We start from the raw sequence: 26,833 nt of genomic DNA, 5'->3' as shown, positions 1-26,833 counted from the left end.
AAAACAAAAACTATCTTTAAATTAAAATTGAAACCCTGATGTTACCCAAGATGTGTTGTAGAATATATTTATTCGGTTGTCTCTATATCTTCTTCCGAATCTTTTTTAAACCAATCTTCAAATTGCCTCATAATATTGATATCAGTTTGTTTGTTCTCAAACTCAATATATTCTACTTCTTTTTCATCAATATCGTTACCATAAACTTCTCTGATTTTTTCATGAATTAATTCTTTACTAATTAAGGTTTTAAGGTAATCATACTGTTCTTTGGTGAAATTTGATTTATGAATTTCTGGATTACTTGTGCTGGTTGCTGATGGAGTAAAAGCTACAAGCAATTCTTTGACTTTATCTGGCTGTGTGCTGAAGGTTTGATTTATGTATTCTTTATATTCTTTTTCATCAGATTTTAACCAGGATGAAAGTAAAAAAGCAATATGTCTAGGATATTTTTCAAAAATTGAAGATTCTCCACTCTCATCTACTGCTCGCTTTCTTAATATTCTCGCTATTTCAATATTCTGCTCTTCCGAAAAAATATTTTCAGTTTCAGTTCTGCCGCTTCTATACCATTTATTTAGTAAAAATGAAAACTCCAACGGAACAGGATCTACCATAAGAGATTTTGCAAACTCAAGTGTTTCTTCAATTGCATTATGTTTTTTTAATAGCTGAAAAATAAAAATTGAAGCTTGTGATCTTGCATCGCCAGACCCAAAACCAAAAAAGGAATCGCTTGTAGGGAAAGATTTGCTTTTTATGCATAATGCTAATGACAATTTTTTTGAGGTTGTCCAGTCTAAATCCTCCTCATATGATCTTAATTTAAAAATAAAAGTATCTGCTGTAGTTTCTGCTAAAATGTTATTCAATTTATCTGCAATCTCCTCAGTTTCCCATGTTTTTATTGAGTTTACAAAATCTTCAAATGCTACATCAGAAAGTTCTCCGTCAATGACTGTGTATGAAAAATATCTTTTAAAATAATCTTTCGAAACAATTCTTTTTTCTTTGAACCAATTTTTTTCGCCTTCGTGCTGAAATGTATTGTAGAATGCTTCATTTAATCTTGGAAACATAAATGTAAGTAATGAAAATACAGCAGATTTTTCTTTTTTTGATAAATCTGATCCTATTTCATCTAAATGTGAGCTTAGTTCATTCTTTTTATCTGTTGCATTTTGCTGAACTCCAAAAGTATCTTTTGTCGAGTATGATGTAATAAAATAATACGGATTTGACTTTACGAATTCATAATGTCTGGGATAGAATATTTTTAAAGCTTCTATTAGCATTAAATCTACATGATTAACTTCGCCCTTTAGCAATGGCAGAGCAAAAGACAAAGAATTTCCATATCTAACTGCTGATCTTGGAGTTTTCAGGCATAGTAAAATATGCTCAGTAAATTGATAAGCAAATCTTTGTTCTTCATTTTGACTCAATTTAATTTCACTTTCATCAATTGCTTTGTTGATGAGTTCAAAACAATATGTTCTTAATGCACTAGTTTGTGCTTGTGGAATTTTAAGCGGAACTTGGATTATTTTTTCTAAAAAATTTTGGCCTGATAATTCATTTCCAGAACCAAATCGTTCTCCAATTGCAGATGCAACCATCTTTTCATCAAATGAAAGTATATAGGTCGTATTTGCAAAATCACCTGTTAGCTTGACTAACCTGAATAAAGTATAGATTTCCTGTTTGTCTAATCTGTCTATATCATCCACAAATATGACAAGTTTACTGGTGCTTTCTCTTAAAAAATCATCAATTTTATTTTTCCAGTCCTCTAAATCAATTTCAGATAATGACTTTCCGATTTGGGTAAGATCAGCCCCCATAAAACCTCCCAAAGCACCATACTTTTCAATGAAATTGCCTAATTTGTTTTTTCTTTTTTCTAATTCTTTACCTAATAATTCAGCTATTTTCTTAAAAAAATTTCGAATTAAGGTGTCTTCGTCTTTATACCTCCATGGATTTAATTTAAGTATTAAAATAGTATCATCCGTTTTTAGTTCCTGTTCTATGAAATTTTGAACAGATGTTTTTCCTTCCCCCCAAGCACCATAAATACCAATTACTAATCCGTCGGGATTTTCACGTTTTTTAATTGTTTCTGCTATTCTTTTTGAAAAATTGTATCGTTGAAATCTATCTTGGTTTTCATTTTCAACAGGTTTATCAGATGAGAAATTTTGATTCATTTATAAGTTTTTGATTTTTTAAAAGGTGTTCAGAGAATATTTTTTATAACCTTCAGGCGCTTGGCGCGGTTGTGCAATAAAGATGCGGGATTTTTCTGTTAAACACAAATTTTGAAAATACAAAACGAACTTACCATTAACTTTAAATCCTCATTATCGCAAAACAGCATTTATAGGCTGGAATTCTTAATTAGTTTTCATTATATCCAAATTTTCTGCTTTGCAAAACCTCTTTCCACCAGCCTTCTCTGTCTATTATGATCTGATCATCCGTTGTTGATTTGTAAATGTCAAGGATTGAATATCTAAAATTCTTTTGTATGTGTTCAAAAGTCAGCCTTTTTAATCCAGCGTTTCCGCCATGTCCTGTTTTTACATAAGAAATCCAACGTCCTAAAATCATATTTTCTCCGTACGCAGAACCAACATATTTGTTCCCATTAGAAATATCTGTAAGGAGATAAACTCCTTTTTGATTTTGCAAAACGGTCTTCCAAGCGTCTTTTTCAATGACACGTTTTAATTCATTCCAAGAAATGTTCACTTTTTCGTAACCGGGAAATAAATCACTGTCTAATAAGTTTGGTAATATTTCTTTCAAAACAAAATCACCAATTCTATTACCGCTTAAAGTTACAAAAGCGTTATTTTTATGAAACTGAACGATTATCCTGCCGAAAAACTTTTCAAACTCTGGCAGCCTCTCGTGTTCGTAAAAAGTGTATACATTTGAATGTGTTATACCGTCCCAAAATTTATTATGACTTTTTACTATCCTAGAAATATCGATTAATAACCAATCGTTATTTTTAATTTGGGCTAATCCTATTACAATTTCATTTTCCTTAAACCATCTTTTTTTTGTGCTGTTGTGAAAATTTCCAATCAATAATTTATTTGGGTCATCATGATAAAGGTTTAGGGCATTCCAGGAATTATTAGAAAGGTTAAGTCGGATTTTTACATTTTCTAAATTTTTAATTCGTAAAACATCATTCAACATTATTTTTTCCATTTATATTTCTTTCGCTTGTTTTTATACTTTTTTTTACACTTGTACATTATGTTCTGGCACTTGCTAAGGTTGGAAAGTAAAGAAGCGTAATTTTTTCATTATGATTCAATCTTCCAGATACAAACCAATTTTAAATTAAGACTAAAACCCCAATCTCGCCAAAAGGCTTTGTAAAATAAGCATTTGAAATGTTTTGCCATGTATTATTTCCAAATTTAAATTCTTTTGTTTAGCTACTGTAACGTTTTTTTTATTCAAGCGCAAAATCTCTGCACTCTTTTCTGAGCAATGCTAAGTACTTTGATTTTTTAGGATTATGAGTTGTATTTAAAATTGGCTGGAAATGTTTTATTAAATCCTGTTCTGCAAAATCAATGTTTTTTTCAGCTTTTAAATAATCGAATAACAGATTTTCATTTATCCAATCAACGATTTTAATTGAGTCGCTTTCACTGAACTTGTAATTATTAGAATTTGATTTTCCATTTAATGAACCTATAGGCGGCCTAAAGCCGATTAGCGAACCAATTGCTCTGAAAAATGTTCCATGTCCTTTTCCTCTGCATTCTTGCTTTAAACGCTTTTTTAAACTGCTTCTTTCTGCTTTACCAATATAAATTATTGCTGAATCTTGATTTTCGATTTCTTCATTAAGCTTCTTAGGAAGAACTGAAATATCTTTAACTTTAATTGCATAAACTCCAAAAAAATCAAGATTGACATTTTCAAATTCTCTTAGTGATTTGAAGTTTTCGTTTTTAAAAATTTCGTCCATTATATGCAGTTTTAAATTTATTGCAGCTACTGAGTTGCTGCTTTGCGCTTTAGATGATTTTAAAAGCTAAAATAAGAAAGTCTGATTTTCAGAGTATTTTTTAAGAAAGATAAATGAGCTAGTGCGCGACACCTCTGTTAGCTGTGCTACTCATTTTTCTTTTGCTTGATGTTCGGGCTTCCTTCAATAATCTTTGATACTCTTCTAAAAACTCTTCATCAGGAATGATTTTGTCAATTACCGGCTGTATTGTTTTTAAAAAGCTCTCTAATTCTTTTTTTCTCTTTGCAGGATCATATTGCATAAAGCCCCTAATCATTTCTATTGCTCCGGTCTTGTTTAAATCCTGTGATTTTTTATTTGATATCATTTTCAGGGTAACTCTTAACCAAGTGCTAAGTTCAAAACTTAGAAGCTCAAAAGCTGTTAAATAAACTGCTTCGTCATTTTTATCGATTTGCGAAATATTATCGGAAGCTTTTTTTAGAAAGTAATCTCTTCTTTCTATTATTTCAAAACATTTTACAAAAGAGTCAAAATATAAAACATGCGCAAATTTGTTTCTAATTTCAGCGAAAAGCTGAAAATCTTTAGCTGTTTCTTTTGGAATAAATTTCAAGTCAATCAACAAGTTGATTTTAGCGTTAAAACTAAGAGCAATATTTTTATGTCCAAAAGACAATGATTCATTTTTATCAACCTCTAACAGCATTGAAAGCAGCTGGGATATTAACTCTTCAAATCCAACTGCTTTTTCAATAACTTTTGCTCTGGTTGTTTCAATTATTTCCATTGTTCTTTAATATTATAGTTAGTATTCTGGCGCTTTACTATATTTTGAGATTAAATTCGTTTATTTTTTTGATTAAACGCAAAAAGTCTTAGGATGTAAAAACATCTTTCCATTAGCCTGGTACCCTAATCCGTTGTAGCAGTTTTTTTAGTAATGCTTTTATCATTATAACTGTTATTTATTTTTAGATGATTTATAACTTAATGATATCCAGTATTCTGGTAAATAATTCATCCAAAGATTCATCGTTGTATAAGGCACAGTTTGAACGCCCGTTAGGCTGTTTTCTTTTTGAGTTAGAATTAACAGTCATATTGGAAAAGTTTTCACCAATTACATTACAAACGGTTTTGGTAGCAGTGAAATAATATATTTCACCAATACCATTGTATCCGTTCCAATACCAATTAAATTCAACTTTATTAATATTAGAACTATTTGCAACTTTAGGATATGCCGGTTGAATTTGAGTAACCCAAATGTAAAATTGGTCAAACTCACTTATTATGCTTTCTCCAAAATTATTCATGCGAAGTGTTTTTCTATTCATAAGTATTCAATATAAATTATTAAATTAGAAAATGGTTTAATCTTTGCTCCAATTTATTGTAAGCTATTCTACTCTAGTTTACATACAATATTTTAGTGCAGGTAATAGAATAAATTATTTCTCTGAAGTTATTTTTTCGAAATGATTGTGGCTAAACATAATTGAAATAACATTTTCTGGACATGGCCTTTTTTCAATTGCTTTTTTGAGTTTTTCAACAGCATATTCGAATATTTTATCTGTTTTTGCATACTACTAGCTGAACATACCAGATATCGTCTTTGCTGACATTTTTATATCTCCCATCAACTATTGCTGTTTCCTTGGCAATTTTTAGACTGTCTACTATTTTAATATAATCCATCTGAGCATCATTAGACACTTTACTGGCTTTATATTGGTCTCTAATGAACTTTAATTCAATCGCTATTGCCGGTCCATCTTGGAAAAAACCTTTGTTGGGATAATCTTTTACCATTTCCAAAGTATTTATATCAATGTTAGAAGGACCGCAAATTGTCAAATCAACTTCAAATCCACTATTCTGGTTTGGTTTAAACCAGGTAACCTGAGAATGGATGAATCCACTTTTCCATCCATCAGATTTTGTGGGCTTAGTCTTTGAGAATAGGTCCGATTGAGAAAGTTTTAGAAAGAGCTGGCATCTAAATCTCCTTCGGTAAGGATTAAGCCTTTTTCTGCTTTATATAAAGTTTGTAAATCATTTATAGCTTTTAAAACTGCGTTTAACCATTCCATATAGTTTTTTTTTTTTTGATTTCGGCTAAAATCTGTTAGCTGAAATCTTTTTTAATAGTATCTCTAAATACCGTATAAAAATCATACAGTTCAGATAAATTATTTAATTTTTGGACTTCTAATTTTTTATTTTTTAAAAAGTCTAAAAACTGTTCTTTATTATTTACTGCATCTTCCTCGTTTAAAGTTAAGTTATAGATGACGCCTGCTAGGCCATTTTGAGAAAAAAAAACAATGTCCCTTATGTTCATTAAGGGAGCAATATAAAATAAATCAAAACTCAATCCCTGTTTTTTAGAAAATGCATGTATGTGTTCTTTTTCTATTACTCTGATATATTCGGAAAGCTGCTGGAATATTAAACTTTTCTGATTTTCTATATTTGTTTGCTGGACAGCTTCTTTTTTTAAATCAAGGAATTCATTTGTAAATTTTAAAAGTTCAACCTCGGTTTCGGAATACGGATAAAGTTGAGGATATGCAACTTTAGCTTTTGCTATATTTAGCTGGTTGTTTGCAAGTTCAATTTTTTCAATTAATTGTTTCATATTCAATATCATTTTTTTTTATTTCTGCGGACGTTTTAATGCCAAAGTGCGGTTGTTACTAAATTAAGACTTTTCTCCAATAGGTTTAGCAATTTATTAAGAATACAAAACCTGCTTCCCGTTATACCAAAGGACACATCTGCTTTAACCACTGGTAACTATATGAAGTTTTAATTACTATATTTTCGGAAAGTGAAAAAGCATTACTTCAACCTGAATTTTCTTGTCGCTGTCGTCAGGTAAAGTGAATTCGTAGTTTATTGAATGTTCATATGTGTCCCTGATATGTCTGCTGTAATTTTTATGGCTGCTGATTTCAGTTTTTATTGTCCTTACAACACTAGTCATTTCTTTTTGGTCCACAAAAAATAGCAGTGCTGTTTTAGTGTCTCTATGCGTCAAATAACCTAATAATTGGTCAATGCCTTCAGTTAATTTTTTTTGTCCTTTCCAGAACTTGCATTCGGCTACAAAGAGATTGCTTCCGTCTTTTGCATATTTTAGAAGAATGTCTGTCTTTCCTTTTTTATTAAACGCTTCGCCTATACCGGTTGTCGCCTCATATCTTGTTTCAAGAAACAGCAGGAAAATATCCCGCAGATCTTCTTCATGTTTATCCTTGTATAATGAGGGTTTCCGTTCAATTGCTTTTCCCACATTATACAAAACTTCTCTAATATCCTTATAAACCTCTTCTTGAAGTATTGGCACCTTTTCTTTTGATACTGTTTTACTTGTTTCTGTTGCCGGAGTTGGAATCGCTTTTTTTGTAATAGTCGGAGGAACTAAATATTCTGTAGATTTTGGATTGACTTTCAGTCCGATTTTTTCCATAAAATCAAACTTCTTTGATACAATTCCTCTTCTGTTTTCCAATGCCTGCTGGATTAAATTTTCAAGTCTGTCATTCCAAGGTTTAATTTCATCATGTATTGCAGGTAAGTTTACGCTTACAGTGCTGATAATTTCGTTTACTTCTGAAAAATAAGCCTTCTCGTCAAACTGCGTTAATGTGATTGTCGCCTTAATATCAGAATTGCCGATGACAACATTATCCTCTAGGTAAACAATAGTGGATCGCGAAGCCATACAGTAAAATAACTTATGGTTGCCCTCAAATGGAATTGTCACAATAATCTCAAGAACACCCTGGTTGATCAATCGTCCCCAGTGGTCGTGCATTTTTTTTGTTGTTTCTTTTGGCTGTGAAGGTTCTGGCTGCCCGATGACAATGGGATAGATAGTAAATTCAGTTTTTAGCCTTGCGGCAAGTTCGGAAATATTCGTACTGTCAGTTATTTCCAATTTATCAATTCGCTCGAAAAGATTATTTCTGTATTCCCCTACAAAATGACCTAAATGATATTTTCTGAATAATTCGCTCATGGTTTTTTATTGGTTATTTGTCTTTGTACGCTCACTGCTTATCAAGTTATGCCTGCGATAAAATTGGTTCAGCGCAGCTTTTTAACGGGTTAGTCAATTAGTAAGATTTTTAAGCGAATATAACAATAATTGCCAAATCTTTTAAGCTGTGCTGCAGTTGTTTCACTAATGAATTCCAGCGGGCGGTTTCTGCGCTAGTAACCATTGTCAGAGGACCGTTTTTCGAATTCATCCCGCTGTCTGCTTCTTTTTTCCATAGCAGCTATTCATCAACAGCATCCCGATTGCTTCCCTTTTGCTTTTGATCAAAGACCGGTATGCTTCTGTTTTTTTTCAGGAGCAAAGGTACTCCGTGCCTTATCCCCAAAGCAAGGCCGGGCCTTTGGTCTGTCCTGAAAATCTCCACGCCTTCGGGTAGTATTTTCAAGCAGAGCCTTGCTTTTGGCGGACACTAACCTTTTTATGCTCATGAAACAAAACACAGCATATGGCGGCTCTTTAGACGAATAAAAAAAATGTCAGAAACGGGAATTGAAATATTGGAAAAACACATGATGAAACAAAACAAGCGCCGGCTCTCATTGCCGAATAAATTTCGAAAAAAATAAAAAATAAAAGCGCGGGGCGGGAAGCGGAAAGGCGGGGCGGGGAAGGGAAAAAGAAATAAAGCAGGATGGGAAAGAAAGTGGAAAGTACGGGGTTAACAGGCGGGAGATAGAAAGTGCGGGGAGAATTTCCAAAATGGCTGGGAAGACTGCATAACGGTGATAATCAATGGGCCAATTTTGCCGATGCAGTAGTAGTCAATTCGGAGGAAATTTTCGAAAAAATCATCCGGATGAACCTGCATGAAGAGATTCTTATCAGGGACTAAGAATGGACGAAGAATGGATGAAGGAAAACAAGGCGTTCCTAAGCAGGCAAGAGGGGGAATTTCTTAAAGTCATTGATATTCTTAACAAATACAAGACTGATAGAGGCAGCGTTGTGGATTTGACAAATTATGAATTATCGGAAAACAACAGGGAGAAATTAAAATTCATGTTTGATGAAATGGAAAAGTTGCTTGATGAGCAAAAGCAGGAGCTGCTGAAAGTCAAAAGGCTTTACAAATTGGAAGAATAAACTGAAGGAAAAGACAGATTTGGATTTTTTGCGCTTTTGCAATTATTTTTCTACATTAGCTCTATGAACATAATTGAGATAATCGGCGCGGCATCTTCCATTTTGGGAATATTTTCATTTTGCAATTTGGATATGAAGACAACATGTCAATTTTTTAAAAATTTGATTTTGTTCCCACCAGAGGAACAAAACTGTGTTTTAGCACTTCAAAAAAATAATATAAATAACATAAATAATACAAGTAATATTATGTTATGTTCTTCCAGCATTTTAAATTATTTTGCCTAAAGAGCTTTTGTATTCTACTCGTTAAATTGAGCTAATACAACATTTAAGTTGCTGTTGTAATAAATACCCACAAAATCAAAAATCTTGTATTGGATAATTCCTTACATGCGTGACCAATATGATTATAGAACTGTTAAACTAATAGTGGACTATGACAATTGCAGAGAGAATTGCCAAAGAGCTTCGGCATGAACAGGCATCAGTATGGTTCATCAACGATGAGTTTGGAGCCAAAATAATGGTGAAGCTGACCTCGCCAGTAATCAAAGAGATAATGAAGGGTTGTCCCGTGGAATTTCTTTTCGGCAAGGACAGCTCCAAGGATCCTGCTATATTCCATTACGGGTTGAAGATCCATGACGATCCTGTAAATTATACAGCGGTTCTTGGAACCGACTGCATGGACGACCAGCATGTCTCGCTGCAGGGGATCATGAACAGGAGCTATACCTATATCCATTTTCATAACGAGCTTGGCTTCTCCATGGCAACTGCAAAACTAGCCTTTACCACGGCGACCCAGCTGAGGGTACTTAATATGTTGGGCGCCACTGAAAAGCTATATTGCGGCAGGATGGATCAGAAGGTTCTTGATTCCATAGACTGTTTTGTGCATAGTATCAAGCTGGAAACCAAAAATGATGCCGTATATGAAATTGAGACCTTTGCGGTTCAGACTGAGCTGAGCGAATGGAAAATATGGAAAAATTCGGTGATCACCCATGGGGATACTAATCATTTTAGGATCGACGACAGGGATGAGGGAGGTATCCTTGAAAAGGAAGTGGCTACTGTCCTGGATGGACTTTTCAAAGAAAATCTTTATTTGAATCCCCAGATTGCCTGTGCAAAGGGCTACAGGGAGCTTACCGATATTTTTGCATTTTATGGCAACGGCCTTTTTCTGATCGAAAGCAAAGCATTGGGAGTTATAGACAGGGTGGCTGGTAAGAGCATAGGAAAGAAAGTCAGCGGACTCCAGAAGCAGATATCCTCAGGCATTGCGCAAGTGGCGGGGGCGGTAAGGAAAATCAATGAAGGGGCAAAAATATACGATAAAAAACTGCAGGAGATCAAGTATGAAAAGAGGGAGTTTCCGCACTGTATAGTGCTAGTGTCCGAGCTTTTCGCATTCGGGGACTGGACGAAGACAATAGTAGAAATATGCAGCGCCATGGTAGAGAACAGAATTTATCTCAATGTGATGGATCTTGCTGAATTCATGCAGTATGTGGGGCACGCAAGGGGAAGTGCAGACCGCTTCAATCTGATGCTTATCGAGCGTGTGGAGGCGTTTGTAAAGCATGAAACCATCAATAATCTCAAGCTTAATGTCACTTATGAGCAAGACAAATCTGAAACGTAGCGAATTCCAAAATGCGGTTTATGATCGCCGCTTCTGAAGTTAACATAAAAATTATCTTATGTTTTTTGGTTTTGCAGCATCAAATACAGCTGAAATAACAAATACATTAATAATATGAAATCAGCCTATTTATACGTTCGTGTAAGTACGGACGAACAAAAAAGAAAAGGTTACTCCTTGCCGGAGCAGGAGGACAGATTATTGAAATATTGTAAATACTACGATATCGAAGTCAAAGGAATTTATCGGGAAGATTTCTCTGCGAAGAATTTTAATAGGCCAGAATGGAACCGATTATTTTCAGAAATAAAAAAGAAATCATCAGGAGAAGATAAAAATATTTTATTTATAAAATGGGATCGATTCAGTCGTAATGTTGAGTATGCTTATGAAATGATTGGAAAACTTCGGAAATACAAGACGACAGCAAAGTCTATTGATCAGCCAATTGACTTCACTGTGCCGGAAAGCACTGTTATGCTGGCTGTATATTTAGCTGTTCCTGAGGCAGAAAATACCCGGAGAGCTCAAAACACGGCAAATGGCATTCGTAGAGCGAAGTTGATGGGCAGACATCCTAGTAAGGCACCATTAGGATTTATTAATTTGACATTAATGGATGGTAAAAAGGGTATCGCTCCTAAAGAGCCTGAAGCCGAAATTATAAAATGGGCTTTTTATCAAGTTGCCAAGAACGATCATAAAATATCCGAAATCATTAAAATAGTTAATGATAAAGGCTTAGTATGTTCAAGGTCACACTTTTTTAGGATTTTACATAATCCTGTTTATTGCGGGCTTATACCGGTCACACTTGACTCTGGTGAAGAGGGGGTCGTAAAAGCATTACACGAGCCATTGATATCAGAGTCTTTGTTTAATCAGATTCAGTCTGTTATTAATAAAAGAAGAAAAACTACTTCAAAAAGAGATGATTTACAATCATTATTTTTTCTTAGAGTTTTTTTAACCTGTCCTGTTTGTGATCGAAAGCTTGGCGGAAGTTTATCAAATGGGAGATCGAAAAAATATCCATATTATCATTGCCATAATGGCTGCAGAACAAGGATAAATGCAAGATTTCTTAATGCTTGCTACGAAAATAAGCTTCAACAAATGATACTTTCAAATAATGCGATAGAATTATTTAAGGGCATTTTGGAAGACAGGAATATAAAGACGCAGAAAGCAAGTTATTTATACGCTCAAAAAGTGTTAGAGAGGAAAATAAATGAGGAGGAGTTGACACTTTCTCGAGGTAGAAAATTATATATAGCTGGAATATTTAAAATTGATGACTACAACGAATTAAAAAAAGAGAATCAAGTCAGTATCAAAAATCTTAAAAAGGAAGCGCGTGATATTGCTGTTAAATTAAAAACTATTGATAGAAAAAATCAAATAGAAGAAAAAGCATTAGTTGAAATCTTTCAAAGATTTTCTGAATTTGAGACTTCAGATAAAAGACATCTTGTAAATCTTATTCCGCCGACTGATATTAATTTTAAAACAGGAGATCTATCTTTAGATTTAAATGAAGCATTTTTAAAAATATTATCAAAAAAAAGTAATCGAAAAATTAATAGAAAAAATGAATTTCATTGAGAAGAATGTTTCAGTAGAAAAAGCCGTTATTATTCTTTCCAAAAACGGCATTCAGGTAGATGTGAAGGAAGCTAAAATTATTTTGGAATTACTGTATTTAGTATCAAAAAATTACGATAAACCAAAAGAGAAAAAAATCCTATATCCTTAACGGGACTTCGAACCATCGTTCAGTTCCCAATAAATCTCAAATAAAGCCACTTTTAGACTGTTTATTTCAAACAGACGAAGAATTCCTTTTGAAAAAATCGAACCACAAATTTTAGGTCGTCAAGGCTTGAAAAACCTGCATGTTTGTGTATAAAAAAAGAGACAACTATTACATAGTTGTCTCCTTAAGTGACCTCGACTGGATTCAAACCAGTAACCTTCTGAGCCGTAATCAGATGCGCTATTCAGTTGCGCCACGAGGCCTTTTTTTCACTTTCAATAAGCTATTTTAGTAGCTTTGTTGATTGTTGTTTGAGGGTGCAAAGATAGACATAAATGTGAGATATGCAAATATAAAATCCCCTGTTTACGGGAGTATTTTGCTTCTAGGCAGAAAGTGGTATGTAAAAATTACAAATATGGTTGGTTTTGATCTTTGATTAAAATTTATAACTATAGCCAAATCGTACTACTTGCGTTTCGTAATAATCTTTACTGTTATACCTAAAACCATCTGCTGTTATTTCTTTTTGTAGCACCAGTGTATTAAAAATATCTGTAGCATTTAAAAATACTTCACCTTTTTCTTTCTGAACTGTTTTTTTAATTCCCAAATCAACAGAGAATCTCGAGTCTATTTTTCCCTGCGGAACAACATCAGGAGCCAGATAAATAGCAGAAACTTGTGCTTTTAATGTCTTATCGAGTTGCAGGGTATTGTTCCATTTTAAATTTCCTGAAACCAGCTGCTGACGATTGCCGTTATAGAGGCTTGGAACAGGGTACAGGTTGGTAACCGTAAAAGCATCAATAGTATTTTGATACAGGTTTCCATTGATATTAAAAGAATACCAGGGAGTTACTTCTTGTGAGTATATTGCTTCGATTCCAAGTGAAGTACTCTTGTCGGCATTCTGGAATACATTGTAAATCAAACTGCTTCCGGGAACAGTAGTCGCAATACGTGCTATGGTTCCGTTTATAATTCTATAATAGGCAGCTGTGGTCAAATATCCTTTTGGCATTGTCTTTTTATAGCCTACTTCAAAGGCGCTGGTAAATTGCGGACGAAGCGCAGGATTTCCAACTTTTATAATTTCGGCATCATCATATTTCGGAAAGATACGAATATCAACTTCTGCCGGTCTGTCGACCCTGCGGTTATAAAAAGCCGTGATTTTGTTTTTGTCATCGATTTTATAACCAAAACGAACATTAGGAAAAGGCTCTGTATAATTATAACCGTTGCTTTTATAGGTTGGATGATTCGGATTAACATCGTATTGCAGTTTGACATATTCAAGACGCAGTCCAAGTTCGGCTTCAATTTTATCGGATTCAAAGACATAATTCGAATACAGGGCAGGAATTATTTCTTTATAATTGGCCCAGCCTCCGGCATTGGCATCAATAGGAGAATTTTGCCCCGGAAAAAATTGCATGTTGGTTGGGATTTCCCTGTTTCGGAATTTAAATCCGGTTTCAAATCGGCCATATTTTAAAGGTTTAATGTAATCAAGATTTATATCAACTACTTTTTCATCTGATAAAAGTTTAAAAGAATCCTGTCCAACAGAAGCGGGCAGGGTATTGGTAAAAAAGTACTTTTCATCTTCACGATGATAGGTGTAGTTGATTCCAGCATTTAATTTATGTCCCGGCTGTCTGAATTTATGTTCGTACGAAGCGCTGGCCATCACTGTAGTTTTTAGTTCATCTTCCAGAAATGACCAAAGACGCAAGCGTTGGGAATAATCCTGATTAAAGAAGGGCTCGTCTCCATTATCTATAATTTTTTCACTCCCAAAAAGCCCCGAAAAAGAGAAACTATTTTGCTCGTTATAATTCCAGTCGATTCCTGATTTGATGGTGGTATAGTGGGTATCACGATTTCTGACCGTCTGCTGATTGATAACAGTACCATCGTCATATATTCGTGTTACAAATTCATTTTTGTTGAGTGTCTCAGTATATAAATAATCTGCCTGAACATAAGTGTTGATTTTATTTTTGCGGTAATTCAGTGAGAGCGATGGATTCATTTTTGGTGTCATCTGATACTGCGGGCGAATGCCGGGAAGGTTGGCTTTGCGCTCCCAAAGCGCACCATATCCGGAACTAATTCCTACCTTTCCGTTGAATCCTTCTTGTTTGTTTTTCTTGTAAATGATATTGATGATCCCAGCATTTCCGTTGGCATCAAATTTTGCAGAGGGATTGTTTATGATTTCAATTTTCTCAATGGCCGATGCTGGTATATTGTCAAGACCTGACTGGTTTCCAAAACCAGTCAGCGCGGTTTGTTTTCCGTCAATAAGCACCATTACTTTATCATTGCCTCGCAGCTGTACTTTTCCTTCGTGAAGCGTCACACCAGGAAGACTCTGCATAGATTGAAGCACGGAGCCTCCGCTTTGGGCAATATTATCGGCCACAGAAAAGACTTTTTTGTCCATTTTGGCGCTTACTTCTGAGGTTTTTGAAGTCACAACTACTTCAGATAAGGTATTGATATCTTCTTCGAGTTCGATGCTATTAAGATCCAGAAAATCGGATAGTGAGCCAACGAAGATTTTTTGGGATTTGGTTTTATAACCTATCGAAGTAATTTCAAGAATATAATTTCCGGATGGCACAGCGGGTATCGTAAAACGACCTTCTTCATTGGTTACTGTGCCGGCAAGCATTTTTTGATCTTTTGCCGTTTTTAGAACTACATTAATATAAGGAAGTGTGATTCCTGAGGTTTTATCTTTAATTAATCCTGAGATTGTAGCGGGGTTGTTTTGTGCCGTTACGCTGTAAATTTTCATTACAAGAAACGACAATACTAAAATTATCTTTAATTTCATTTTTATGGGTTTAATCTGCTATGCTTTTAATATAAGTTCCTTGTTTGTCGAAAATGAGGTCAATTGAAGTGACCTGAGCTTCAAATGTAACCGTACCATGAGCATCGGTTATCCTTGCAGCTTCTTTGATTTTCTTGTTTTTATATGTCTTTTGAATATAGGCCAGAGCATTGGCCGGAAGTTGCTTCACACTGATTTCTTCTTCAGTTTCGAGAATATTTCCATTAGGATCTAAAAGTGTCGAATGTTTTGTTTTGCCACTTGTAAAACTAGCTTCATAATTTTCTTTTTCCTTTTCCCATTTCACATGGGCCTGGCCAGGATGGGAAATTAAAAACTTTGATTTTACACTATTAGGAATCTCTTTCTCACTTACACGCTGCGCTATGGCAAAGGAAGAAAAAAGCAGAACTAAGCATGTCAGGATTGAATGTTTCATTTGTACTATTCTTTTAATTGATAAAAAACATAGTGCAAAGTTGAAATACGAATCTGTAGGAAGTTTGAATTTTCTAAAATTTGACGCTAAAACAGTGCAAATTATTATAAAAACTATAGCTTATTTTCCAATGGTTAAGTTTTGTAATCTTTTTAACGATTGCCAAACCAAGTCCATTGCCCTGAGAAGAAGGGTTAGATTTTGAAAAACGGTTAAAGAGTTTCTCTTTTTGCAAAGCTGTTGTTTGACCACTGTTGCGAAATATCAATTCATCTTTGAGAGTCGTAATAATGATCTTGCCATTTTTTTCATTGTGCCGAATAGCATTCAAAAACAAGTTATTGATCAAAACCTCAATAAGGGCTTGATTTCCAGTAACAGTTAAAGTGGCACTAAATTCAGTTTTGATAGTCAGGTTTTTAGCATTTGCCTGTTCTGTAAAAAAGTCCAGATGTTTTTTAATATAATCGTTAAGAACAATTGTGTCTTTTTCAAGAAAACACTCGTTGTCAATTCTAGAAAGCAACAATAAATTTTTGTTAAGTCGGTTGAGCCTTGAAACGTCCTTATTTAATGAAGTAACAAGATCCGATTGTTCTTTGGTGAGATCAAGTTGCGTCAGTGTATCAATTTTAGTTTGAAATAAAGCTAATGGTGTCTGAAGTTCATGTGCGGCATTTTCGACAAACTCTCTCTGATTTTTATAAATGACTGTATTTTTTTCAATCAGCCATTCCAGACTTTTGTTAAGACGATCAAATTCATCAATATCAGTAGGAATAAAATGCGGTGGTTTGTTTTTGTCAATTTCAAAATACTGAATCTGTTTTAAAGTATCGTAAAATGGACTCCATACTTTAGCCGCGGTAGTTTTTGAGATCCAGATAATTCCGATCATAAGTACGATAATGATAAATAGAAACATGACGGCAATACTCAAAACCATTCCTTCCATTTCCAATAGATTAATCTTCTCGGTATAGGTGTACTTTTTTCCATTTATGTTCAGAGGCGCATAAAGTACACGAAAAGGTTCTTTTTCTTTTGCAATAGGATCATAGAGCATTTTTCCAACAATAGAATCACTGCTAACGCCCATATCGGGTACAATCATTACGTCATGATTGTATTTGTTCCATAAGTCGATATCTTTTTGGGTAAAATCCTTATGACTTTCCTTGATAAAGGCACCTTTATGAAAGTGAAGTACTTCATCAGTTTCATAAATGTAAAGCTGCTCGCTTATGTAGTAGAATAAGGGAGCTGCTATCAATAGAATAAGGATAGCAAAAGTAAGAAAGCTATTGGTTGTTTTATTAAGCAGTTTTTTTTTATTCATTTTCCCATTTATATCCCAAGCCGTAAACTGTTTTAATATAATCGCCGCTTCCTGCTTGTTGGAGTTTCTTTTTCAGATTTTTAATATGTGCATATACAAAATCATGGTTGTCGAGCATATCAGCCATATCTCCGGAAAGATACTCCGCAATAGCCCCTTTGGACAACACTTTATTTTCATTACCAATTAAAAAAAGAAGCAAATCTATTTCTTTTTTGGTCAGATCTAATTTGATATCGTTTACCGCTACAGATTTAGAAAACAGATCAATTACGATTTCATTAAAGATTACACTATTACATCCCTTGAAATTCTTTCGTCTGATGAGAGCCTGCATTCGCACCAAAAGTTCTGAGAGATGAAAAGGCTTGGTGAGGTAATCATCAGCGCCAAGATTGAATCCTTCCAGACGTGTTTCGAGCGTTTCTTTGGCTGAAATCACGATAACTCCGTCTGTTTTGTTTTTTCTTTTTAGTTGTCTTAATATATCAAATCCGTCACCATCAGGCAGCATTAGGTCCAGAAGTATACAATCATAATCATAGGAATCAATTTTGCTAAGGGCCAAACTATAGTTTTCGGCCGTCTCGCATTGGACTCCATTCGTTTTAAAATAATTTTTAATGCTTTGAGCAATTTCCAGCTCATCTTCTATAATTAAAATCTTCATGCTGCAAGTTTAGATACAAATTTTGAAGAAAAGTTGAATTTAAAATGCATTGTGTTTCTTTTCTAGTAAAATCTAAGATAGTGTTTTTAGCTTATATAATTGCTATGAACACCAGTGTAATCTTGCGTTATATGGTGTTGTAAATTAAACATATGTCAAGCTGATACAATGAACTGATTTTTTTTAAGAAGAAATTATGTAAAAAAAATCCTAATTCGGCAGAAATTCTAAATTTATTCAAAATTGACCAATTAATTTACTTTTTATTAATGTGTAGAACACAAGCAGTAAAATGAGATTAGTTAATCTTGCAGCCGAGTAAATTTATAGGTAAGAAGAATTATCATTTTTAGTGCTTTTAGATCGTTCTTCGTCATTTTCTTCTTAAGGTAAAGAAGAACAGTATTGTGATATGAAAATTATTTGAGAACCTAAATAGAGTAAAAAAAAATTAAAAAGAAAACACTATGAATGCCTATATTATCGCTAATTATTCAAGACTTAAACCTTTTTTGTTTTCTCTCCCTATACTTTTTCTGGCAATTATAGTTTTGTTCTTGTACAATTTAGATGCTTTAAATACAGAGCGGTATATACAAATTCAAAAGGACAGTTTCTATTTTATTAATCATCATTTGGGGCATTATCCAAGTTTTGAATACAATCTTACTCAGTTAGGAGATGCTTCTATTTTTTTATCATTTCTAAGTATTTTAATTGTTTACGCTCCTAAATTGTGGGAAGCTTTACTATCAGGCTTACTATTTTCTCTTTTATTTTCTTGTCCGTTAAAAAATATATTTTCTGTCCCAAGACCGGCAGCAACATTCAACAATGATAGTTTCTTTATTGTTGGCAAAGCATTATGCGGGCACAATAGTCTGCCATCAGGACATTCCATTGTGCTTTTCACCATAGTTACTGTCTTGCTTTTTTCTTTTATGCCTAAGGGGTTAAAAATGAAAATTTTATGGTTTTCTGCAATCTTAATTACCGGATTGATTATAGGTTTTACCAGAGTAGGAGTAGGAGCACATTATCCTCTTGATGTAATTATAGGAGGAACTTTAGGATATATTGCGGGATTATTAGGTATTTTTATAAGCCGAAAATATAGAATCTTCGGTTGGATTAATAATAAAAAGTATTATCCAATAATTATTGCCTTGTTTCTTATTTGCAGTATTTGCTTAGTCTACAGAATAATTGATGAGGATTTAATCATATTTTATCTAGCATTCATTAGTTTAGCTGTTTCATTATTTAAAATTATTAGCCTTTCATTCTATGAAATTACCGCCGTTTATGTTAAAAAGTAACTTAAGACTGACTCATTTTGTTTTGCTTATGAGTTTTCTGAATTTTGTGTTCTTTCATTTGCCTTTTTATACCTATGTTTTTAATCATGTCGATTATAAAAGTCTGAATGGTATTGTTTTGATTTTTAGCCTCATCATTCTCATGCTGGTTTTAAACGCCTTTGTTTTCTACCTGATATTTTCGCTGTCCCGGTATGTTGGAAAGTTTTTATTGGTTTTATTCTTTATGATCAATGCAGTTGCTGTTTATTTTGTTAATACTTATAGTGTAATAATAGATGAAAGCATGATTGGCAATGTACTCAATACCAATTTTGAAGAGTCCAGCAGTTTTTTTTCTTTTAAATTAATACTGTACTTAATCTTTCTTGGGATTATTCCCAGTATTTATATTATAAAAGTCAATATCATAAAAGTTGCTTTGAAGAAATTTTTAACTCTTTCTTCTTTAGCTTTATTGTTCATTATCGTTTTGGTATTCGCCAATGCAAGCAATTGGCTGTGGATTGATAAAAACTCGAAACAGTTGGGAGGTCTTGCAATGCCGTGGTCTTATTCGGTAAACACATCACTTTTTTATATTCATAAATACAAGAAGAATGAAAAGGAAATTTTATTGCCAAATGCTGTAATAAAAGACAATCAGAAGTCGGTTGTTGTTTTAGTTATTGGAGAGTCTGCCAGAAGTCAGAACTTTTCTCTGTACGGCTATAAGAAAAATACCAATCCACTGCTTTCCAAAACAAAGAATCTATTTCATTTTAACGCCAATTCCTGTGCTACTTATACAACAGCTGGTGTAAAATGTATTTTGGAGCATACCAATTCAGATGATTTATATGAAATCTTGCCAAATTACCTTTACAGAAACAATGTAGAGGTTGTCTGGAGAACAACAAACTGGGGAGAACCTCCGGTGCATATAGAGAAATATCAAAACAGAGATATTTTAAAGAAGGATTGTAAAGGGGAAGAATGCAATTATGACGAAGTTCTTTTAAAAGGATTAAAAGAGCAGATTTTATCCAGCAAAAAAAATAAAATATTAATTGTATTGCACACCAGTACAAGCCACGGACCTACTTACAGCAAGAAGTACCCGGCTGCGTTTGAAACTTTTAAACCGGTTTGTAATAGTGTTGAACTCGGAAAATGTTCGCAGGAAGAACTCTTTAATGCTTATGATAATACCATTGTCTATACCGATTATATTTTATCAAAAGTAATCGAAGACCTAAAGGAGTTAAAAGAGTATAAAAGTGCTATGATCTTTGTTTCAGATCATGGAGAATCCTTAGGAGAAAAGAATTTGTACATGCATGGAGTGCCCATAAGTTTTGCTCCAAAAGAGCAGTATGAGATCCCTTTCATCGTTTGGGTATCGGACAATTCAAAACAGCTCAAGGCAAATAAGACTGTATCACAAAATCATGTGTTTCATAGTGTTTTAAATTTTTTAAACATTCAAAGCCCTGTTTATAATGAGCAAATGAACATTTTTAAATAAGAAAATAAGAAGCTGTTTTTTAACCGAGTTCCTGTTGAAACAATAGCCAAGTTGTATAAAAAAAGAGACTTTGTGTCTCTTTTTTTTATTCTTTATAATGGCCTGCTTAAAGAATGCGCAGTGCAATAAGTCCCAGAGGGTAGGGAAGAAGAGGGAGACCATTATGTACGTTGTACAGTAAACCGTTTGCAATTAATTTTTATATTTGGTGCTTAAACTAATAAAATGAGCGAAAAAACGAAACCGTATGCCTTAATAACTGGCGCCAGCAAAGGCATTGGGAAATCTATTGCTTATGAATTGGCTAAGCAGGGGTATTCATTGTTACTTGTTGCAAGAAGTGAAGCAGAATTAAAAGCACTATCTGAGGATCTTCAGGTTAAATACGGCATCAACACTGCTGTTTTATCGATTGATCTTTCGATAAATGATGCATCGTTAAAAGTAGCCGATTGGATAAAAAGAAACAACTATCCGGTTGGCCTTTTAGTAAACAATGCCGGTTATGGTGTATGGGGCGATTTTAGTCAGTCTTTGCTAACCGATCAGCTTGGCATGATGCAGCTTAACATGAATGTAGTGGTAGAGCTTTCCCATTTATTAGTTCCCATTCTTTCACAACAAAAACAAGCTTACATTTTAAACATATCTAGTACTGCTGCATACCAGGCTGTACCTACGCTGGCAGTTTATTCGGCTACAAAGGCTTTTGTTTTATCGTTTACGCGTGCCTTGCGTTTCGAACTTGCCCAAACTTCAATTTCGGTAAGCTGTTTTAGTCCGGGTCCGGTTGATACCGGTTTTGCTGCAAGAGCTGGTTTAAATGCCTTTAGCAAAATGGCCGAAAAGTTTAATATGCAGCCTGATGAAGTTGCAAAACTTGCCGTAAAAGCCATGTTTAGCAAAAAATCGGAAGTTATTCCGGGTTTTACAAATATCATTTCGGTCTATGCCAACCGCTTACTACCAAAGGCATTCATCGAAAAAACGGCAGCCGGGATCTATAAAATTTAACTTTTTTTCAAAAAAAAATAAAAAAAAAATCTTTGTAAAAGAGAATTTATATTATCTTCGTTTTAAATATCGACTAATTCTATAGAGTATGTATAATAAAAGAAATAAATTTAATTTTCCTAAAGACCGAATGCACGACAACATGCGAATGTGTTGCTGTTGTTGCTGTTGCAAATCTTTCAGATAAAATTAAAAACTTAAATCTTTCATTTATTAAATCTATTTATTATGATATCTTCTTATAAAACTTTTACCCTTACTGAGCAATTAACTGATGAGCAAATAAACTTTTTTAACCAATACGGCTTCATCCACTTCAAAAAATTTATAAATCCGGAAACGGTTTCATCTATCATTGATGCCTCCAAACAAGTGGAGCAAAAATGGATTGACAATGACCTTAAAAAAATAAATGGTGTTCCAATTAAATACGGAAAAGATTTAGATGGCTCTCCGATTGTACAGCGTTTTGCTTTTATCAATCAGCATCATCAAACCTTAAGCGGTCTTTTACTTGATCCGAGATTTAATAGTTTGTTACAGTTGGCAGGCGATGACGCAAGACTAGGCACTGAAGAAAAAGACGGAATGGTTTTCAATCATTATATCAATGGTCCGGAAAGTAAGTTTAGTAAGATGGGCTGGCATACAGATGGTTTGCGAGATATTTTTTATGGAGCAAAATTAAACCCTATGCTCAATGTGGGTATCCATTTAAGTACTTTAAAACCTGAAAATGGCGGCCTTAAAATCATTCCGGGTACGCACAAACAAAGCATTTATCAAATGCTCTTCCGTAAAAAATACTTTTTAGATCATAACGCCGATCCAGAGGAAGTTTCCATCATTCCGGAAGCCGGAGATTTAACCATTCACGACGGCCGTTTGTGGCACAGAGTTGCAGAATCAACTATCCGTGGCGAAGAGAGTAGAAGGAGGGTTATCTATATTCCAATTATAGCTGGAAAATATGCTCCTAAAAATGAGAATAGCCCAACGGTTTTCTATCAACGTTTTGCGGGAATTGTTAAATAGTATGCTGTTTATTATCGCATTTAGTTATCTGGTTAGATCAGGTAAGCTAAAAAGAACCACCGATTTTTTTAGAAATACCCAAGGAAAAATAAAATTAAAAATTACTAAACTAGAATTGGTTATACAATCTGGTTTACAAACATTGGGCTATTAATGGGAAGAGAAACAGAGGTTGAAGATTATAGTGCAATTGCACAAAGAACATTTTCTGACCGTAAGCGAACTAATATTTTAAAAAGAGCAGAACAGTTAACCATTGTATTTTTACTTCCAAAAGTGCCTGGATTTATTTCGCCAAACGTACTCACTTTAATTGGTACACTTGGTTCGGGATTCATTTTTCTGGCTTTTGTTTTAGGTACCTATTTAACAGATTGGTATTTGCTTTTTGGTATTATTGGTTTGGTTATAAATTGGTTAGGCGATTCTTTAGATGGAAGATTGGCTTATTATAGAAACATTCCACGTCGTTGGTATGGTTTTGCACTCGATATTATTGCCGATTGGATCGGTATTGTACTGATAGGCTTTGGCTACTACATTTATGCTAAAAATGGTACACAAGTAGTAGCTTTTGCTTTTGTCGCGCTGTATGGCTGGTCTATTATCATCAGTCAGTTGCGCTACAAAATCACCAATGAATACAGTATCGATTCCGGCTTTGTTGGTCCAACAGAACTTAGATTTATTATTGCTTTAATTTTAATTATTGAAGTTTTATTTGATGGATCAATTACATATCTGGCGGTCTTAATCTCTATTATTCTATTTGTAATCAATACTATGGATAGTTTGAAACTTTTAAAATTAGGAGATTTAAGAGATAAAAACCAGGACTGATATGCTCAGGAAAAAATCCATTCTAACTTTTCTACAAGCACAAGTTGCGGCATTTTTAGGAGGTATTACCGATTATGGTTTAATGATTTTATTGACAGAAGTATTCAAATTGCATTTTACCTTTTCTATTCTAATCTCGGGAGCCGTTGGCGCCATTATCAATTTCAGCATCAATAGATTTTGGGTATTTAAAAATCAATCGGGTTACAGGAACCGCATCAACAGTCAGCTTTTTAAATTTGCGTTGGTTGTATTGGGAAGCATCTCCCTAAAATCATTTGGTACGCTTATTTTGCAAAAAGGATTTCAAATCGATTATAGAATCGGGAGATTAATCACCGATAGTTTTGTTTCCTATGGTTTTAATTATCCTCTGATTAAATATTGGGTTTTTAAGACAAACGAAAAAAAGAATGCAGTCGAGTCAAATTAGTATTTAAATAACTAGTTTGGTGTAATTACTTTGTCTGTTCACTTCGTTCAGGTCGTGTTTTCTCTATTCAACGCATAGCCAATAAACAAGTGAAACGCTTTTTTTTAGCCACCAAATCTATATTGAAATATATTAAAGTAATTGTAGCTATCAGGTTACATAAATATTTTGTTATGAATAAATTATCATTTAAAAATTTTATAAAATCACTAATCGTTATAACGCTCTTAGTCACTATAAATTCTGAAAATCTATTGGCGCAATCCAAAAATCCATCGCCTTTAAATTTTCCAACGCCAAAAAATATAGATAATATGCTATTTTATATTCAGCGTGACCCCAATATAAACACTGCTATTTATGCCATAAACTATCAGGAGAATGGAAAAATAGACAAAAGTAATCCTGTAAAAGCATATTGGATTCGATATGCTGAGAAAGGAGAAAAAAAGGATCTTAGCTACTTACAGCGTAAATTTGCATACGGAATCGAAAGTAAAACTTTAAATAATGAAGAGTTTGAGCTTCAATTTGTGTCCTATAAGAAGTTACCCTTAACCTTGAAAAAGGTAGAGTCCGATCAAAAGTACCGTGTTTTTGCAAGTGTAAATCAGAAGAAAATACAAGTAGAAAAAATATTTGTACGCATTGAAGGAGGTTCTTTTTGGTTACCCAATGTAAAGTATGCCGAAGTTACCGGAATCGATGCCTCCTCCAATAAAACAATTACGGAACGAATGTTGTTGAAATAAGCACCGATGTAGCCAGTTATCCTCTGTTTTCGATATATACCTCTAAACAAAACTATACATGAAAAGATTCCGTATTCAGAGTTACGGCAATTCGGGCACTTTTTATAAATTCGATTAATCCAAAATTAGTTAATTCGACCGCCAAATCATTGATGGTGTCTTCTTGTCCTGTTGCTTCAAAAACAGTAAAATCTTTCTCAATGATTATAGATCTGGCGTTATATTTTTTAAGTAAATGATTCATATTTGCGTCGTTGATGAAACTAGAAGTCATTACTTTAAATAATCCCATTTGTTTCCATGCGATTTCTTCGTTGGTGTGGTAGTAGCATTTGAAAACCTCTATAATTTTTTCGATTTGAAGCGCAATATTTCTAACGGTTTCTGAAGTTTCTTTTATAACGAGAGTACATCTGTACATTTTGTCAATTTCACAAGTAGAGATATTGATACTTTCTATACTGATTTTTCTTCTCGTAAGTATGATAGTTATTTTGTTTAGTAATCCCATTTGATCTTCTGTGTACGCAGTTAAAGTATATTCTTGTTTCATTTGAAAGGGGTGTCTGTATTGTTTCAATTATTTATAGTTAGTGTTTTTTAGAAATAAAAAAACCTTTCTCATTTATGACTGAGAAAGGTTTTTATTATGCAATAGAATCCTGTCTCGTCAGAGTAGACGAATAATGATAATTGCGATAATGATAATTTGTACTGAATTTTTCATGTATATTTTAAATAAAAAAACCTCCCGAAGTGGGAGGTTTTAAATGGTATCTGTGTACTTATTTATATAACATCCCTGATCATTATCTAATGATAATAATGCTGCTAATAATAGAGATGTTAATTAAGTTTTTCATTTTGTGTTTTTGATGTGCGACAAATGTATTGATTTTTATAATGCTACAGAAAGTTTTTTTTCAATGAAACTATATCTGTTTTAAAGACGAATGTATTTTAGAATAAATCTTTGAAAAATAAACGATTATTTCAATAGTTTTTTGACCATTTCGATTTGATCTGTTGTGACATTATTTTTATTGTAAGCAAGGTAAATTGTATTATGAGTAGGGTGGTGGCCTTTCCAGATTTCTTTAATATGATTTTGTGTTATATCATCCTGCACTAAATAATCGGATGCTATGGTAATACCCGAACCAAAACGAATTCCTTTCAGAATCGAATTATAATCAGGAATAACAAATCGGGGTTTTATGGTGGGGCGTTTTTTAAAATTTTCCAGCCAAAATCGTCTAATGATGGCCAAATCACTGCTGTAAGCATACCAATCTTTATCGCAAAGCCATTTTTCGGCTTTATCAAATTCAGAATTGGTTATAAAATGATCAAATTCGGTTGTGTCAAATTCCTTATTGCCAACAAGAAGCAAATTGGCAGTACGAATAGGTTCATAAACAATATCTTTTTCATCATTCCGATTCGAAGTAATCACAAAATACAGTTTTCCTGAGTTTAGTTTTTGCATTAATTCTTTGGAGGGACAAAATTCAAAAACAAGATTTGCAGGAGCCTGACTGATTTTTGAAGACAGCATGCTGTAGAAAAACTCTTTGGAGGTACCAATACAAGTTAGCGGAATATTGGAAGAACGTGTATATCTAAATTCAGCTTCAATATATTCCAATTTCTCAATGGCATCAATTACCTGAGTATAAAATAATTTGCCATAATCTGTTGGCACCATTCGGCGTGGTTTACGTTCGAATAACTGCTTGCCCACATGAGCTTCAAGAGCCGATAAATGCTGACTTACATTGGGTTGTGAAATAAGCAGTTCCTGTGCAGCACCTGTCAGAGTGCCCACCTGATATATCGTTTTAAACGTTCTGTACCATTCCATGTCTACCATGTTGCAAAGTTACTTGTTTTTTATTTTCCTTATCATATTAAGTATAAATTGATTTATAGATATCTATAAATTATGCTATTTCCTTTATAATTAATTCCGATACACCTTTGCATGCAATTTGTGAAACTTTAATTTAAAAGAACAAGATTGAGGTTTCCATCCAATTCATTATTAATCCATTAAAAAT

General features: G+C 33.6%; 25 protein-coding genes and 1 tRNA gene. 11 read left to right on the top strand and 15 right to left on the bottom strand.

Features of this window, described 5'->3' with window-relative positions; translation table 11 throughout:
• Positions 1-68: 68 nt before the first annotated feature.
• The 8 genes from OLM61_RS18250 to OLM61_RS18215 form a co-directional block, all read right to left on the bottom strand.
• Positions 69-2,213: a KAP family NTPase gene (locus OLM61_RS18250; protein WP_264524023.1), complete on the bottom strand. Its 2,145-nt coding sequence runs from the start codon at positions 2,211-2,213 to the stop codon at positions 69-71.
• Positions 2,214-2,403: 190 nt separating this feature from the next.
• Positions 2,404-3,228 (bottom strand): GIY-YIG nuclease family protein, encoded by an 825-nt coding sequence (locus OLM61_RS18245; protein WP_264524022.1) that lies wholly within the window; start codon positions 3,226-3,228, stop codon positions 2,404-2,406.
• Between the two features lie 250 nt (positions 3,229-3,478).
• Entirely contained in the window at positions 3,479-4,003 is a 525-nt protein-coding gene (locus OLM61_RS18240; protein WP_264524021.1) for a GIY-YIG nuclease family protein, read from the bottom strand.
• Between the two features lie 118 nt (positions 4,004-4,121).
• Complete coding sequence (locus tag OLM61_RS18235; protein ID WP_264524020.1) at positions 4,122-4,796, bottom strand: hypothetical protein; 675 nt, start codon at positions 4,794-4,796, stop codon at positions 4,122-4,124.
• Positions 4,797-4,989: 193 nt separating this feature from the next.
• The gene (locus tag OLM61_RS18230; RefSeq protein WP_264524019.1) at positions 4,990-5,346 is read right to left on the bottom strand and encodes a hypothetical protein; all 357 of its coding nucleotides are present in this window, start codon (positions 5,344-5,346) and stop codon (positions 4,990-4,992) included.
• A gap of 235 nt (positions 5,347-5,581) precedes the next feature.
• Positions 5,582-5,824, bottom strand: coding sequence for a hypothetical protein (locus OLM61_RS18225; protein WP_264524018.1), 243 nt, complete (start codon positions 5,822-5,824; stop codon positions 5,582-5,584).
• Between the two features lie 316 nt (positions 5,825-6,140).
• Positions 6,141-6,653 carry a hypothetical protein gene (locus tag OLM61_RS18220; RefSeq protein WP_264524017.1) on the bottom strand — a complete coding sequence of 171 codons (513 nt, stop codon included), beginning with the start codon at positions 6,651-6,653 and terminating at the stop codon, positions 6,141-6,143.
• Between the two features lie 177 nt (positions 6,654-6,830).
• Positions 6,831-8,039, bottom strand: a complete 1,209-nt coding sequence (locus OLM61_RS18215) for a hypothetical protein (protein ID WP_264524016.1) — start codon at positions 8,037-8,039, stop codon at positions 6,831-6,833.
• Between the two features lie 876 nt (positions 8,040-8,915).
• Here OLM61_RS18215 and OLM61_RS18210 point away from each other — a divergent pair.
• The 4 genes from OLM61_RS18210 to OLM61_RS18195 all read left to right on the top strand — a co-directional run bounded on the left by OLM61_RS18210 (position 8,916) and on the right by OLM61_RS18195 (position 12,574).
• Positions 8,916-9,164 (top strand): hypothetical protein, encoded by a 249-nt coding sequence (locus OLM61_RS18210; protein WP_264524015.1) that lies wholly within the window; start codon positions 8,916-8,918, stop codon positions 9,162-9,164.
• Between the two features lie 439 nt (positions 9,165-9,603).
• Positions 9,604-10,818 carry a hypothetical protein gene (locus OLM61_RS18205; protein ID WP_264524014.1) on the top strand — a complete coding sequence of 405 codons (1,215 nt, stop codon included), beginning with the start codon at positions 9,604-9,606 and terminating at the stop codon, positions 10,816-10,818.
• A 114-nt stretch (positions 10,819-10,932) separates the two neighbouring features.
• Positions 10,933-12,423 carry a recombinase family protein gene (locus tag OLM61_RS18200; RefSeq protein WP_264524013.1) on the top strand — a complete coding sequence of 497 codons (1,491 nt, stop codon included), beginning with the start codon at positions 10,933-10,935 and terminating at the stop codon, positions 12,421-12,423.
• Entirely contained in the window at positions 12,410-12,574 is a 165-nt protein-coding gene (locus tag OLM61_RS18195; RefSeq protein ID WP_264524012.1) for a PTS sugar transporter subunit IIBC, read from the top strand. Before OLM61_RS18200 ends, OLM61_RS18195 begins: the two co-directional genes overlap by 14 nt.
• Positions 12,575-12,763: 189 nt before the next feature.
• Here the strand turns inward: OLM61_RS18195 and OLM61_RS18190 are convergent.
• The 5 genes from OLM61_RS18190 to OLM61_RS18170 form a co-directional block, all read right to left on the bottom strand.
• Positions 12,764-12,837: transfer RNA gene (locus OLM61_RS18190), tRNA-Arg, on the bottom strand.
• A 176-nt stretch (positions 12,838-13,013) separates the two neighbouring features.
• Positions 13,014-15,425 (bottom strand): TonB-dependent receptor domain-containing protein, encoded by a 2,412-nt coding sequence (locus tag OLM61_RS18185; RefSeq protein WP_264524011.1) that lies wholly within the window; start codon positions 15,423-15,425, stop codon positions 13,014-13,016.
• A 10-nt stretch (positions 15,426-15,435) separates the two neighbouring features.
• Positions 15,436-15,864 carry a PepSY-like domain-containing protein gene (locus OLM61_RS18180; RefSeq protein ID WP_264524010.1) on the bottom strand — a complete coding sequence of 143 codons (429 nt, stop codon included), beginning with the start codon at positions 15,862-15,864 and terminating at the stop codon, positions 15,436-15,438.
• A gap of 73 nt (positions 15,865-15,937) precedes the next feature.
• Positions 15,938-17,203 (bottom strand): sensor histidine kinase, encoded by a 1,266-nt coding sequence (locus OLM61_RS18175; protein ID WP_264524009.1) that lies wholly within the window; start codon positions 17,201-17,203, stop codon positions 15,938-15,940.
• Positions 17,196-17,873 carry a response regulator transcription factor gene (locus tag OLM61_RS18170; protein WP_264524008.1) on the bottom strand — a complete coding sequence of 226 codons (678 nt, stop codon included), beginning with the start codon at positions 17,871-17,873 and terminating at the stop codon, positions 17,196-17,198. The genes OLM61_RS18175 and OLM61_RS18170 overlap by 8 nt, the downstream gene beginning before the upstream one ends.
• 467 nt (positions 17,874-18,340) lie before the next feature.
• Between OLM61_RS18170 and OLM61_RS18165 the strand changes: the two genes are divergently transcribed.
• The 7 genes from OLM61_RS18165 to OLM61_RS18135 all read left to right on the top strand — a co-directional run bounded on the left by OLM61_RS18165 (position 18,341) and on the right by OLM61_RS18135 (position 24,773).
• On the top strand, positions 18,341-19,192 hold the full coding sequence (locus tag OLM61_RS18165) for a phosphatase PAP2 family protein (RefSeq protein WP_264524007.1): 852 nt from the start codon (positions 18,341-18,343) through the stop codon (positions 19,190-19,192).
• The gene (eptA, locus tag OLM61_RS18160; protein WP_264524006.1) at positions 19,179-20,699 is read left to right on the top strand and encodes a phosphoethanolamine--lipid A transferase EptA; all 1,521 of its coding nucleotides are present in this window, start codon (positions 19,179-19,181) and stop codon (positions 20,697-20,699) included. Before OLM61_RS18165 ends, eptA begins: the two co-directional genes overlap by 14 nt.
• A gap of 225 nt (positions 20,700-20,924) precedes the next feature.
• The gene (locus tag OLM61_RS18155; RefSeq protein WP_264524005.1) at positions 20,925-21,713 is read left to right on the top strand and encodes an SDR family NAD(P)-dependent oxidoreductase; all 789 of its coding nucleotides are present in this window, start codon (positions 20,925-20,927) and stop codon (positions 21,711-21,713) included.
• Positions 21,714-21,941: 228 nt separating this feature from the next.
• On the top strand, positions 21,942-22,748 hold the full coding sequence (locus tag OLM61_RS18150; RefSeq protein WP_264524004.1) for a phytanoyl-CoA dioxygenase family protein: 807 nt from the start codon (positions 21,942-21,944) through the stop codon (positions 22,746-22,748).
• Between the two features lie 153 nt (positions 22,749-22,901).
• Entirely contained in the window at positions 22,902-23,588 is a 687-nt protein-coding gene (locus OLM61_RS18145; protein ID WP_264524003.1) for a CDP-alcohol phosphatidyltransferase family protein, read from the top strand.
• 1 nt (position 23,589) lies between these two features.
• Positions 23,590-24,021 carry a GtrA family protein gene (locus OLM61_RS18140; protein ID WP_264524002.1) on the top strand — a complete coding sequence of 144 codons (432 nt, stop codon included), beginning with the start codon at positions 23,590-23,592 and terminating at the stop codon, positions 24,019-24,021.
• A gap of 173 nt (positions 24,022-24,194) precedes the next feature.
• Positions 24,195-24,773, top strand: coding sequence for a DUF4833 domain-containing protein (locus OLM61_RS18135; protein ID WP_264524001.1), 579 nt, complete (start codon positions 24,195-24,197; stop codon positions 24,771-24,773).
• Positions 24,774-24,825: 52 nt separating this feature from the next.
• Here OLM61_RS18135 and ilvN read toward each other — a convergent pair whose 3' ends face one another.
• Together ilvN and OLM61_RS18125 are read right to left on the bottom strand one after the other, a co-directional pair.
• Positions 24,826-25,326 (bottom strand): acetolactate synthase small subunit, encoded by a 501-nt coding sequence (ilvN, locus tag OLM61_RS18130; RefSeq protein WP_264524000.1) that lies wholly within the window; start codon positions 25,324-25,326, stop codon positions 24,826-24,828.
• A gap of 435 nt (positions 25,327-25,761) precedes the next feature.
• Positions 25,762-26,646: a LysR family transcriptional regulator gene (locus tag OLM61_RS18125; protein WP_264523999.1), complete on the bottom strand. Its 885-nt coding sequence runs from the start codon at positions 26,644-26,646 to the stop codon at positions 25,762-25,764.
• Positions 26,647-26,833: the final 187 nt, after the last annotated feature.

The organism is Flavobacterium sp. N502536 (genome assembly GCF_025947345.1).
Lineage (GTDB): Bacteria > Bacteroidota > Bacteroidia > Flavobacteriales > Flavobacteriaceae > Flavobacterium.
The sequence above is the reverse complement of the archived record's forward strand: the minus strand, read 5'-3'. Positions and strand labels throughout refer to the sequence as shown.

Coding starts and splice junctions, on each gene's coding strand:
- OLM61_RS18215 (WP_264524016.1), bottom strand. CDS start 8,039: ATGAGCGAATTATTCAGAAAATATCATTTAGGTCATTTTGTAGGGGAA.
- OLM61_RS18235 (WP_264524020.1), bottom strand. CDS start 4,796: ATGGAAATAATTGAAACAACCAGAGCAAAAGTTATTGAAAAAGCAGTT.
- OLM61_RS18175 (WP_264524009.1), bottom strand. CDS start 17,203: ATGAATAAAAAAAAACTGCTTAATAAAACAACCAATAGCTTTCTTACT.
- OLM61_RS18230 (WP_264524019.1), bottom strand. CDS start 5,346: ATGAATAGAAAAACACTTCGCATGAATAATTTTGGAGAAAGCATAATA.
- OLM61_RS18145 (WP_264524003.1), top strand. CDS start 22,902: ATGGGAAGAGAAACAGAGGTTGAAGATTATAGTGCAATTGCACAAAGA.
- OLM61_RS18165 (WP_264524007.1), top strand. CDS start 18,341: ATGAATGCCTATATTATCGCTAATTATTCAAGACTTAAACCTTTTTTG.
- OLM61_RS18135 (WP_264524001.1), top strand. CDS start 24,195: ATGAATAAATTATCATTTAAAAATTTTATAAAATCACTAATCGTTATA.
- OLM61_RS18220 (WP_264524017.1), bottom strand. CDS start 6,653: ATGAAACAATTAATTGAAAAAATTGAACTTGCAAACAACCAGCTAAAT.
- OLM61_RS18240 (WP_264524021.1), bottom strand. CDS start 4,003: ATGGACGAAATTTTTAAAAACGAAAACTTCAAATCACTAAGAGAATTT.
- OLM61_RS18180 (WP_264524010.1), bottom strand. CDS start 15,864: ATGAAACATTCAATCCTGACATGCTTAGTTCTGCTTTTTTCTTCCTTT.
- OLM61_RS18140 (WP_264524002.1), top strand. CDS start 23,590: ATGCTCAGGAAAAAATCCATTCTAACTTTTCTACAAGCACAAGTTGCG.
- OLM61_RS18170 (WP_264524008.1), bottom strand. CDS start 17,873: ATGAAGATTTTAATTATAGAAGATGAGCTGGAAATTGCTCAAAGCATT.
- OLM61_RS18185 (WP_264524011.1), bottom strand. CDS start 15,425: ATGAAATTAAAGATAATTTTAGTATTGTCGTTTCTTGTAATGAAAATT.
- OLM61_RS18245 (WP_264524022.1), bottom strand. CDS start 3,228: ATGGAAAAAATAATGTTGAATGATGTTTTACGAATTAAAAATTTAGAA.
- OLM61_RS18225 (WP_264524018.1), bottom strand. CDS start 5,824: ATGGTAAAAGATTATCCCAACAAAGGTTTTTTCCAAGATGGACCGGCA.
- OLM61_RS18250 (WP_264524023.1), bottom strand. CDS start 2,213: ATGAATCAAAATTTCTCATCTGATAAACCTGTTGAAAATGAAAACCAA.
- OLM61_RS18205 (WP_264524014.1), top strand. CDS start 9,604: ATGACAATTGCAGAGAGAATTGCCAAAGAGCTTCGGCATGAACAGGCA.
- ilvN (WP_264524000.1), bottom strand. CDS start 25,326: ATGAAACAAGAATATACTTTAACTGCGTACACAGAAGATCAAATGGGA.
- OLM61_RS18155 (WP_264524005.1), top strand. CDS start 20,925: ATGAGCGAAAAAACGAAACCGTATGCCTTAATAACTGGCGCCAGCAAA.
- OLM61_RS18200 (WP_264524013.1), top strand. CDS start 10,933: ATGAAATCAGCCTATTTATACGTTCGTGTAAGTACGGACGAACAAAAA.
- OLM61_RS18150 (WP_264524004.1), top strand. CDS start 21,942: ATGATATCTTCTTATAAAACTTTTACCCTTACTGAGCAATTAACTGAT.
- OLM61_RS18125 (WP_264523999.1), bottom strand. CDS start 26,646: ATGGTAGACATGGAATGGTACAGAACGTTTAAAACGATATATCAGGTG.
- OLM61_RS18210 (WP_264524015.1), top strand. CDS start 8,916: ATGGACGAAGAATGGATGAAGGAAAACAAGGCGTTCCTAAGCAGGCAA.
- OLM61_RS18195 (WP_264524012.1), top strand. CDS start 12,410: ATGAATTTCATTGAGAAGAATGTTTCAGTAGAAAAAGCCGTTATTATT.
- eptA (WP_264524006.1), top strand. CDS start 19,179: ATGTTAAAAAGTAACTTAAGACTGACTCATTTTGTTTTGCTTATGAGT.